Consider the following 9,707-nt stretch of genomic DNA (forward strand, 5'->3'; position numbering starts at 1 on the left):
GCCACCGTAGCCTCGGCGTCCTCGGCCTGGCCCCAGGCCGGCAGCCGGAACCGATGCAGCGCCCACCAGGCCACCGCCGGCATCGCCACCAGCCACAACGGCAACCAGCCGATCGCGCCATGGCTGCCGCGCGCGGCCGGCAGCATCAGCACCAACAGGCTGCCGATGGCGAGGGCGTAGCGCAGGGCGGTGTCGAGGTCCGCGCGGACGGCATCGGCGAAATGGTCGGAAGACGTGCTGACGGTCATGTCCAGGCTCCGGAAAGCGGGCGTAAGTGTCGGTGACCCCACCATCTCGCCGCGCCGTCTCAGAGGCTGCGATCTTCCTTGCCGCTCATCGGCGCGCCGCCCGTGCGGCACGTCGGCTTTACGCTGTGCCGGGTCTGGCGACTCGAGCGGGCGGCTGGCCCATGGCCGCGAACCAAAACGCCGGGAGCTTCGCTCGCAACCATGGCGGAAGGGCCGCGGGCTCATGCGCGAGGCGGCGGCGCGAGCGCGACCGCGACAAAGCGCAGCGGCCGCGGTCGCTTCGCCCGGGCGGCTCACGGTCGCGGCTTGCGCCGCTCCTACCCAAGCGCGATCGCCCCCGAGCCGAAGCTCAGTAACCGGCCTTGTCGAGCGCCTTCTCGGCTTCTTCGCGGCCCAGCGCGATCAGTTCCTTGGCCCGCCAGAACTCGTAGAACTGGCAGGCGTCGCGCGGAATCCGGATGACCAGCTCCGGCGGGTCCAGGGCCAACTGCACGCGGGCGATCTGGGCCTGCATCATGTCGAGCGAACGCGCCATCAGTTCGCTGAAGCCCAACTCGTGCGGCGGTTGTTCGCCGTTGGGGGCCTCGTCGGCGCCGCGCCGGAACCAGCGCATCAGCATCGAAGGCTTCGACTCCGCGACCTCGCTGCCCGGCGCCTTGGCGCCGTTCTGCTGGGCGAGCGCGCCCGGCGGCCGCTCCGGCCAGCCGTGCATGTCGACGGCGATCAAACGGTGCGCATCGGACAAACGCGTGGCCGCGATCGGCAACGGCGCCAACAGGCCGCCGTCGACGAGTTCGCGGCCGTGCAATTCATAAGGCGGAAACACGCCCGGGATGGCGATGGACGCGCGCACCGCGTCCCACAGGTCGCCTTCGCGCAGCCAGACTTCGCGCTGGCGGATCAGGTCGACCGCGACCGCGGTGAACTCGATCTCCAGGTCTTCGATGCGCGGCTCGCCGGTCAGTTCGCGCAGCGCGTGCATCAGGCGCTCGCCGCGGAACAGACCCGGTTGCCCCAGGCCGGGGTCGAGCAGGCGCAGCATCGCGGTGCGGCTCATGCCGTACAGCCAGTCTCGGTAGACCTCGAGCTTGCCGGCGGCGAACAGGCCGCCGACCAGGGCGCCGCTGGACGAGCCGGCGACCGCGACGATGCGCATCGACCGCGCTTGCAAGGCCTCGATCACGCCGATCTGCGCCAGCCCGCGGGCACCGCCCGCACCGAGCACCAGGGCGACCGGTTCGTCGCGGGGAATATGCGGTGCGTCGGCGCCGGGCATCAGCGTCCGTAGTTGCTCAGCGCCAATTCCAGCATCGACTTGGCCTGTTCGCGCAGCACCACCGGCTCGACGATCTCGGCATCGCTGCCGTAATGCATCACGTCCATGAGCAGCTCGCGTCCGGCGCTGTACGGCACCTTCAGCTCGTAGCGGCCGTCGGGCAGGAAACGGCCCTGCTGCTGCGAATGCCAGTGCTCGTCGGCGACCCAGCGCGCGGCCTTGGCGCTGAAGACGATGGTCGCCCAGCCCTTCGGCGCGCCGGAGAAAATGCCGTAGCTCGAAGCCAGGTGCTGGTCGAGCTCGTCGTCGGCGACGTCGCGCGCGGTGTCTTCGCCGATCTTGGCCGCGCTGATGCGGTCGACCGAGAAACTGCGCAGCGCATCGCGCTCGTGATCCCAGGCGTCGAGGTACCAGTTTTCGCGGTAATGGGTGAGGCGCTGCGGCGACACGCTGCGGCGGGTGCGCTGGTCGGTCGAGCGCGCCCGGTATTCGAAGGTCAACTGCTTGCGATCGAGCACCGCGGTGGCGACGGCGCGGAACGCGGTCTCGTCGAGGCGCCGGGTGCGGTGCGGAATCACCCGCACGCGCTCGACCGGCAGGCGTCGGCCGCCGGCATGTTCGTCGAGCAGCTTTTCGATGCGCTGCTGCAAGGGCGCGAGCGCGTTCGACAACACGCCGCCGCCGCTGCGCATCAGCAACTGCTGCGCGGCCAACAGCGAGTGCAGCTCTTCCGAACTCAGCCACAGGCCGGGCAGCTCGAAGCGATCGCCTTCGCTGGTGTCGTAGCGGAAACCGGCCTCTCCGTTGCCGACCACCGGCGCCATCAGATAGTCGCGCAGGTAGGCCAGGTCGCGGTAGACAGTCGCGCGCGAACACTCCAGATCCTCTTGGAGGCGCTGGACTGTGACCGGATACCGGGCTGCGGTGAGAATCCGGTGCAGTGCGTGGATGCGTTCGATACGTTCCATGTCGGCGATGTCTAGTGGATTCGGTGGGGTCGCAACTAGCATGGCACCGGCCGCTGTCCGGCCGCCACCATCGAACTTGGGGATCGTACGTGATCGAGCCCGCAATATCCGCAACGCCGCCCCCGGCGCCGCGTTTACCGGGCTGACCGCGGCGCCCGCCAGGCCGGAGCGCCGCCGGAGCGGGCCGCCCGGGCCGCGACCGGCTTCGCCGAGCCTCGTCGCGCCGACGCGAACGCCTGCGCACGGTCGCGCGCGAGGACCAGTCGCCGACAGCTTCGAGCGGGTCGCCGGCCGGCAGCACCGGCAGCGACTCCCCTCGACCGGATGAGGTTACGACGACGTCGGTATCGAGAACCGTTGTCGGGAGCAGTATCTGGATCGGCGCGCCGGCGCAGTAGTGACATTAGACACCCATGCGGTCGCAACGGTTGCGACTGCGCGAGCCCGCCGACAGCCGCGACGCCAAGCCCGATCACAAGACCTGCACAATGTTGCAGTGCGATGGCGCTACAACGCACAAGCCCGGATTTCGCGCAAGCTCGCGGCGACACGCCCAGGTAGGCACAATGCCGCCATGCGAAAGCACGCTCCCCAAGAGCCAGCCATCGACTTGTCGCCCTCGCCCGGCGACGAGGTCAAGACCACGACCTGTTACATGTGCGCATGCCGTTGCGGCATCAAGGTCTGGCTCAGCGACGGCCGGATCCGTTACATCCAGGGCAACCCAGATCACCCGGTCAACCAGGGCGTGCTGTGCGCCAAGGGGTCGGCCGGCATCATGCAGCACTACTCGCCGGCGCGGCTCGATAAGCCCTTGCTGCGCGTGGGCGAGCGCGGCAAGGGCGAATTCCGCGAGATCGAATGGGACGAGGCGCTGCGCATCGCCGCCAACTGGCTCGCGCCGATCCGCGAACGCAACCCCGACGAGTTGGCCTTCTTCACCGGCCGCGACCAGTCGCAGGCGCTGACCGGTTGGTGGGCGCAGCAGTTCGGCACGGTCAACTATGCCGCGCACGGCGGTTTCTGCTCGGTCAACATGGCCGCCGGCGGCCTCTACACCCTGGGCGGTTCGTTCTGGGAGTTCGGCGAGCCCGACTGGGAGCATTCGCGTTATCTGATGTTGTGGGGCGTGGCCGAAGACCACGACTCCAACCCGATCAAGCTCGGCCTGGGCAGACTCAAGGCCAGCGGCGCCAAGATCGTCGCGGTGAACCCGGTGCGCAGCGGCTATGGCGCGATCGCCGACGAATGGATCGGCATCCGCCCCGGCACCGACGGCCTGTTCGCGTTCGCCCTGATCCACGAATTGCTCAAGGCCGACCGCATCGACCTGGACTACCTGGTGCGCTACACCAACGCGCACTGGCTGGTGATCCGCAATCCCGGCGGCGCCGACGACGGCCTGTTCGCGCGCGACGGCGAGGGACGTGCGCTGTGTTGGGCGCGTGGTCTACCTGACGACGCGAGCCAAGGCCGCGCCCACCCCGCCGACGCGATTGACATCGCGCCGGCCGTGGTCGGCGAATACAGTCTGCCCGACGGCCGTCGCGTGGTGCCGGTGTTCCATCTGGTCGCCGAGCGCTACCTCGACCCGCAGTACGCGCCCGACGCAGTCAGCGAACGCTGCGGCATCCCCGCCGAGACCATCCGCCGCATCGCCCGCGAACTCGCCGAAGCCGCGTTCGAACAAGCCATCACCCTGCCGATCGCCTGGACCGATGCCTACGGCCGCCAGCATGCCGAAATGACCGGCCGCCCGGTCAGCATGCACGCCATGCGAGGCATCAGCGCGCACAGCAACGGCTTCCATACCTGCCGCGCGCTGCATGTGCTGCAGTTGTTGCTCGGCGCGGTCGATACGCCGGGCTCCTTCCGCTATCAACCGCCGTTCCCGAAACCGATCCCGCCGCCGAACCGGCCCGGCAAGACGCGCCAGCCCAACGGCGCGCTCGACGCCGCGCCGCTCGGCTTCGTCCACAGCCCCGAGGACCTGGTCGTCGACGCGGACGGCCAGCCGCGCCGCATCGACCACGCTTTCTCCTGGGCCTATCCGTTGTCGGCGCACGGCATGATGCACACCGTGATCCGCAACGCCTGGGCCGGCGACCCGTACAAGATCGACACGCTGATGATGTTCATGGCCAACATGAGCTGGAACTCGGCCATGAACACCGGCGAGACCATCGGCTGGCTGACCGATCGCGGCGAAGACGGCGAGTACCGCATCCCGCGCATCATCTACGCCGATGCCTACGCCTCGGAGATGACCGCCTACGCCGATCTGGTCCTGCCCGATACCACCTATCTGGAACGCTTCGACGCGATCAGCCTGCTCGACCGGCCGATCTCCGATGCCGACTCGGCCAGCGACGCGATCCGCCATCCGGTGGTCGACGCCGCGCAACAGCGCGAAGGCCGCGACGTGCGCGGCTTCCAGTCGGTGCTGCTGGAACTCGGCGCGCGCCTCGGCCTGCCCGGCATGGTCCACGACGACGGCAGCCCGCGTTACCGCGACTACGCCGACTACATCGTGCGCCACGAGCGCGCGCCCGGCGTCGGCCTGCTCGCCGGCTGGCGCGGCGAACACGGCGAACTCGAAGCCAAGGGCCCGCCGAACCCGCAGCAGTTGCAGCGCTACATCGACAACGGCGGCTTCTGGCGCAGCCATGTGCCGGAGTCGGCGCGCTACTACAAGATGGCCAATCGCGGTTATCTGGACTGGGCGCAGAAGATGGGCTTCATCGGCCACGCCGACCCGATCGTGCTGCAGCTGTATTCGGAGACGATCCAGAAGTTCCGCCTGGCCGCGCAAGGCCACGGCGCGCAGCAACCGCCGCCGGAGCACCGCGAACGCGTGGCGACCTATTTCGACCCGCTGCCGATCTGGTACGAACCTTTCGAGGGCGCCCAGGTCGATCAGGTCGACGCGAAATTCCCGCTCAGCGCGGTGACCCAGCGGCCGATGTTCATGTACCACGCCTGGGGGTCGCAGAACGCCTGGCTGCGCCAGATCGTCGCGCGCAATTACCTGTATCTGCATCCGGACACCGGCGCGCGCCACGGCATCGCCGATGCCGACTGGATCACCATGGAATCGCACCACGGCCGCATCACCGTGCAGGCGCGCTTCGCCGCCAACGTACAGGCCGACACGGTCTGGACCTGGAACGCGATCGGCAAGCGCCGCGGCGCCTGGCGGCTCGACAAGGACGCTCCGGAAAGCCGCAAGGGCTTCCTGATGAATCATCTGATCTCCGACATCACCCCGAAGGGCGACTACGCCAATGCCGACCCGGTCACCGGGCAGGCGGCGTGGTTCGATCTGCGCGTGTCGATCCGCAAGGCCGATGCGGCGCAGAACGCGCGCGGCGAATCCGAACCGCAGTTCGCCCCGCTCGCGTTCGCCCAGGCCGAACCCGGCCCCTTGCGCTACGGCGCGGAATTTCGCGCTCGCCGCGCGGGGGGCAAGCGTGAGCAGGATTGAATCGACGATGCGGCGCTGCGCGAACGTCGTCGAAACCGGCAGGGAGCATCGCCGATGAGGACCGCACGCCTGTTCGCCGGTTGGCTGTGCATCGCGCTCGGCTTCGGCCTGATCGTCCTGCTTGGGCTCGGCGTGTTGGACCCGACCCGGGACGCCGCCGCTCACGCGACTTCGGCCACGCCGGTGTTGATCGCGCTGATGCCGAGCGTGGCGATCGGCTTGACCGTGTTCGCGCTGGGCCTGTGGTTGCTCGCTACCGGAAAGAAAAAACGATGACCGATCTGCCGCCGCCGTCGAAGAAAAAGCTCGGTCTGGTCATCGACCTGGACACCTGCGTCGGCTGCCATGCCTGCGCGGTGAGCTGCAAGGAATGGAATGCCGGCGGTTTCGCCGCGCCGCTCACCGACGAGCGCCCCTACGGCAAGGATCCGTCCGGCATCTGGTTCAACCGCGTGCACAGCTACGAAGTCGCCGCGAGCGAGGCCGCACCCGCGCGCGCCGAAGCGATGCCGCTGGCCGACCCGGTGCGCGGCTGCGGCGAGGTCGCGGCGCCGCAACCGGCGATGACCTTGCACTTCCCGCGTTCGTGCCTGCATTGCGAACAACCGGCCTGCGTGACCGTATGCCCGACCGGCGCCAGCTACAAGCGCGCCGAAGACGGCATCGTGCTGGTCGACGAGGACAAATGCATCGGCTGCAAGCTGTGTTCCTGGGCCTGCCCCTACGGCGCGCGCGAGTACAGCCCGGTCGAAGGCGTGATGAAGAAATGCACCCTGTGCATCGACCGCATCTACAACGAGAACCTCGACGAGTCCGAACGTCAGCCGGCCTGCGTGCAGGCCTGCCCGACCCGGGCGCGTCATTTCGGCGACCTCGGCGACCCCGAGTCCAAAGTCTCCAAGCTCGTCGCCGAACGCGGCGGCGTCGACCTGATGGCGCAACTGGGCTATCAGCCGACCAACAAATACCTGCCGCCGCGTCCGCGCCGCGCCGGACCGGCCGAAGCCCCACCGCGCGAGGAAGCCTTGGACACCAAGCAATTGCCGTCGGCGCTGCGCTGGCTGGACCGGATGCTGTCGCGATGAAGCCCTGCGAAACCCAGCCGCCGAAATGCGCCTGCACCGGTACCGCTCGCGCGGATCGGACCGTTGCCGGCTCCGTCCTCGTTCGTCGCTTACTCGCAGGCTGATATGCATCCCGCGTTTTCGGTCATTTTCTTTACCACCTTGTCCGGGGCCGGCTACGGCCTGATGGCCTGGCTGGGCGTATTCGTGTTCTGGCAGCACGCGCTGAGCGGATCGCCGCAGTCGCTGTCCGACAGGACGATCGGTTTCGCCCTGATCGCCGCGCTGGCACTGGTCAGTGTCGGCCTGCTCAGCTCGATGCTGCACTTGGGCAAACCAGCGCGTGCCTGGCGTGCGTTCTCGCAATGGCGCACCTCCTGGCTGTCGCGCGAGGGCGTCATGGCGGTCGTCACTTACCTGCCCGCGCTCGCGTTAGGCCTGTGGTTGTGGCCGTCGAGTCCGCTGCGCGATGCCGGCGCGATCCTACCGGCGGCGCTGGCGGCCATGCTGGCGATCTGCTCGATGATCACGGTCGCCTGCACGGCGATGATCTACGCCTCCTTGCCACCGATTCCCGCCTGGCGGCATCGCCTGGTGGTGCCCGGCTATCTGCTCTTCGCCTTGTTCGGCGGTGCGGCCCTGCTCGCCGCCATTCCCGGGGAGTTCGCGGCCGGGCGTGCAATGTCGGGGGCGTTGCTGCTGCTCGCATTGCTGACGGCCGCGATCAAGCTCAGGTATTGGCGCGACATCGACCGCACCCCGCTCACCGTCACCCGCGGCGACGCGGTCGGCCTGCCGCAACGCGAACTCGACGTGTTCGAGCGCCCGCACACCGAAGACAACTACCTCACCCGCGAGATGGGCTACGTGTTGGCGCGCAAGCACTCGCGCAAGTTGCGCCGGATCGCGCTGGCCTTGTTCGCCGTCGCGCCGGTCGTGCTGAGCATCATCGCGCTGGCGCTGCCGGCGGTCGCCGTGCTCGCGATGCCGCTCGCGACCTTGTCGCTGCTGCTCGGTACCTTGGTCGAGCGCTGGCTGTTCTTCGCCGAGGCCCGGCATCTGGTGACGCTGTACTACTGAGCCACGACCGCTCGCGCCAAAATACGCCGGAACACGCCGCAATTCTTCGCAAAGCCCCGCCAGGCGGCGTTTTCACGGTCGTGGAGGGGTGCGCCGACGGGTGAATCGGACCTATCCCGGCGTGTCCGCGGTCTCGTGCCTGTAACCGGTTTCATGGCATCATCCCAGCCTCTTCCGGCCCCAAGCCAAGACGATGCTCGGTGCGATCGGGCTCGCCCTCCTGGGCGCGCCCCTGGTGACATTGCCGACCCCCGCCTTCGGCGGCGACCCGACGCTGATCGCCATTGCGAGCGATCCGGCACAGATGCGTCTGTACTGTTTTTCGACCCGCTGCGGCGACGAGGAATGGCGACTGGCCACGTCCGGGCGCGCCAAGGGCCCGGAGATCGACCCGCTCGATCTGCCGCCGCTGCGCACCGTGCTGCTGCCCGGCTCGCAACGCCACGTCGGCGGGGTCAGGGCGCCGGCGACCTCGCGCACCAGTCGCGCCATGTACTCCAACGACTACCGCATCGGCACCCGCTACGGCGTGCAGGCCTTGCGCGACGGCCCGACCCAGGTCGGCCTGAGCTTCGGCGCCGGCTACCGCCTCGCCCCGCTCCACGACGACGGCATCAACCGCCCCGGCACCGTGTTCCGCGGCGAAGTCAGCATCGGCCAGCGCATCGGCGACCGCGCGCGCTGGAGCCAGCGCGTGCAGTTCGAGAGCGGCCACGGCGACACCTTCGTCAAACAGTCGATGCGTTTGGACGTGGATCTGTGGCCGTACTGGAAACTCGAAACCGACTTCGCGATCCGTCACGATTCGAACGGCGGTGGCGGCAGCGAGAGTGCGGAAAGTTCGATCGAGTTGATTCGGCGGTTTTGATTCCGCTCGATCGAGCTTTGCGATCCGCGGCATTGAAAGATCCGGAGCATTGAAAGAAGCACCACAGCGTTTGCCCGCTAAAGCGGCCGGGTCGCTTACTTTTGGCCCGCTGTCGCGCCTACGGTTGGCGGCGCGTCCGCTTTTGGGTAGGAGCGGCGCGAGCCGCGACTAAGGGATGCGCATAGACCGTGACGCCGATGTCATTCATCGAAGCGGCGTGTTGTCGCGAAGGGTAGGAGCGGCGCGAGCCGCTACCGCGCTACTTGTCACGTCGGCGTTCTCACCTCAGAGCGGTGAAGCAAAATCTAAAGCTTCCGTCCGCTGACGCGGCCGGGTTACTTTCTTTTGCTGGCCCAAAAGAAAGCTAACCAAAGAAAAGGCCTTCCTTGACGAAGCTCCCCTGCGAGTTCGCAGCGCGCGCGGGGATTTTCCGATAAGACATCCCTGTCTTATCGGAAAACGGCGCACGTCCTGTGCGCCGCCCTCCGGGTCTCCAGGTGTTCTCGCAAGTTCACCGCTGCGCCAAGCTCTTCACAGCAACAGCAACAGCAACAGCAACGGCAATAGAAACAGCAAAGTTGCCGCTGCTGTCGGGATTTTGTCGTTGCTGTGCGTCGCCTCGAACTAGCGAAGGCAACCGAAGACCCGGAGGGCGGCGCGCAGGGATGCGCGCCGTTTTTCATCGGGACAAGGATGTCCCGTATGAAAAATCCCCGCGT

The 9,707-nt window shown here is 68.0% G+C and carries 7 protein-coding genes and 1 pseudogene; 5 read left to right on the forward strand and 3 right to left on the reverse strand.

Annotation, left to right across the window (positions count from 1 at the left end):
- From ACTJJK_RS22495 to ACTJJK_RS22505, 3 genes and pseudogenes are all read right to left on the reverse strand, one after another.
- Positions 1 to 248: pseudogene (locus ACTJJK_RS22495) on the reverse strand (hypothetical protein); the annotation flags it as partial.
- Positions 249 to 597: 349 nt separating this feature from the next.
- Positions 598 to 1,524 carry a patatin-like phospholipase family protein gene (locus ACTJJK_RS22500; protein ID WP_440731298.1) on the reverse strand — a complete coding sequence of 309 codons (927 nt, stop codon included), beginning with the start codon at positions 1,522 to 1,524 and terminating at the stop codon, positions 598 to 600.
- The gene (locus ACTJJK_RS22505) at positions 1,524 to 2,492 is read right to left on the reverse strand and encodes a helix-turn-helix transcriptional regulator (protein WP_057916671.1); all 969 of its coding nucleotides are present in this window, start codon (positions 2,490 to 2,492) and stop codon (positions 1,524 to 1,526) included. Before ACTJJK_RS22505 ends, ACTJJK_RS22500 begins: the two co-directional genes overlap by 1 nt.
- 574 nt (positions 2,493 to 3,066) lie before the next feature.
- Between ACTJJK_RS22505 and ACTJJK_RS22510 the strand changes: the two genes are divergently transcribed.
- The 5 genes from ACTJJK_RS22510 (at position 3,067) to ACTJJK_RS22530 (ending at position 8,988) form a co-directional block, all read left to right on the forward strand.
- Entirely contained in the window at positions 3,067 to 5,976 is a 2,910-nt protein-coding gene (locus tag ACTJJK_RS22510) for a molybdopterin oxidoreductase family protein (RefSeq protein WP_440731299.1), read from the forward strand.
- A 54-nt stretch (positions 5,977 to 6,030) separates the two neighbouring features.
- A complete protein-coding gene (locus ACTJJK_RS22515; protein WP_031372848.1) occupies positions 6,031 to 6,252 on the forward strand; it encodes a hypothetical protein in 222 nt (73 codons plus the stop codon).
- Positions 6,249 to 7,061, forward strand: coding sequence for a 4Fe-4S dicluster domain-containing protein (locus ACTJJK_RS22520; protein ID WP_031372849.1), 813 nt, complete (start codon positions 6,249 to 6,251; stop codon positions 7,059 to 7,061). The genes ACTJJK_RS22515 and ACTJJK_RS22520 overlap by 4 nt, the downstream gene beginning before the upstream one ends.
- A 105-nt stretch (positions 7,062 to 7,166) precedes the next feature.
- Complete coding sequence (locus ACTJJK_RS22525; RefSeq protein WP_223620700.1) at positions 7,167 to 8,120, forward strand: dimethyl sulfoxide reductase anchor subunit family protein; 954 nt, start codon at positions 7,167 to 7,169, stop codon at positions 8,118 to 8,120.
- Positions 8,121 to 8,313: 193 nt separating this feature from the next.
- Positions 8,314 to 8,988 (forward strand): DUF481 domain-containing protein, encoded by a 675-nt coding sequence (locus ACTJJK_RS22530; protein WP_031372851.1) that lies wholly within the window; start codon positions 8,314 to 8,316, stop codon positions 8,986 to 8,988.
- The last annotated feature ends 719 nt before the right edge of the window (positions 8,989 to 9,707 follow it).

The organism is Lysobacter sp. 22409 (assembly GCF_052045105.1).
GTDB lineage: Bacteria > Pseudomonadota > Gammaproteobacteria > Xanthomonadales > Xanthomonadaceae > Lysobacter > Lysobacter antibioticus_B.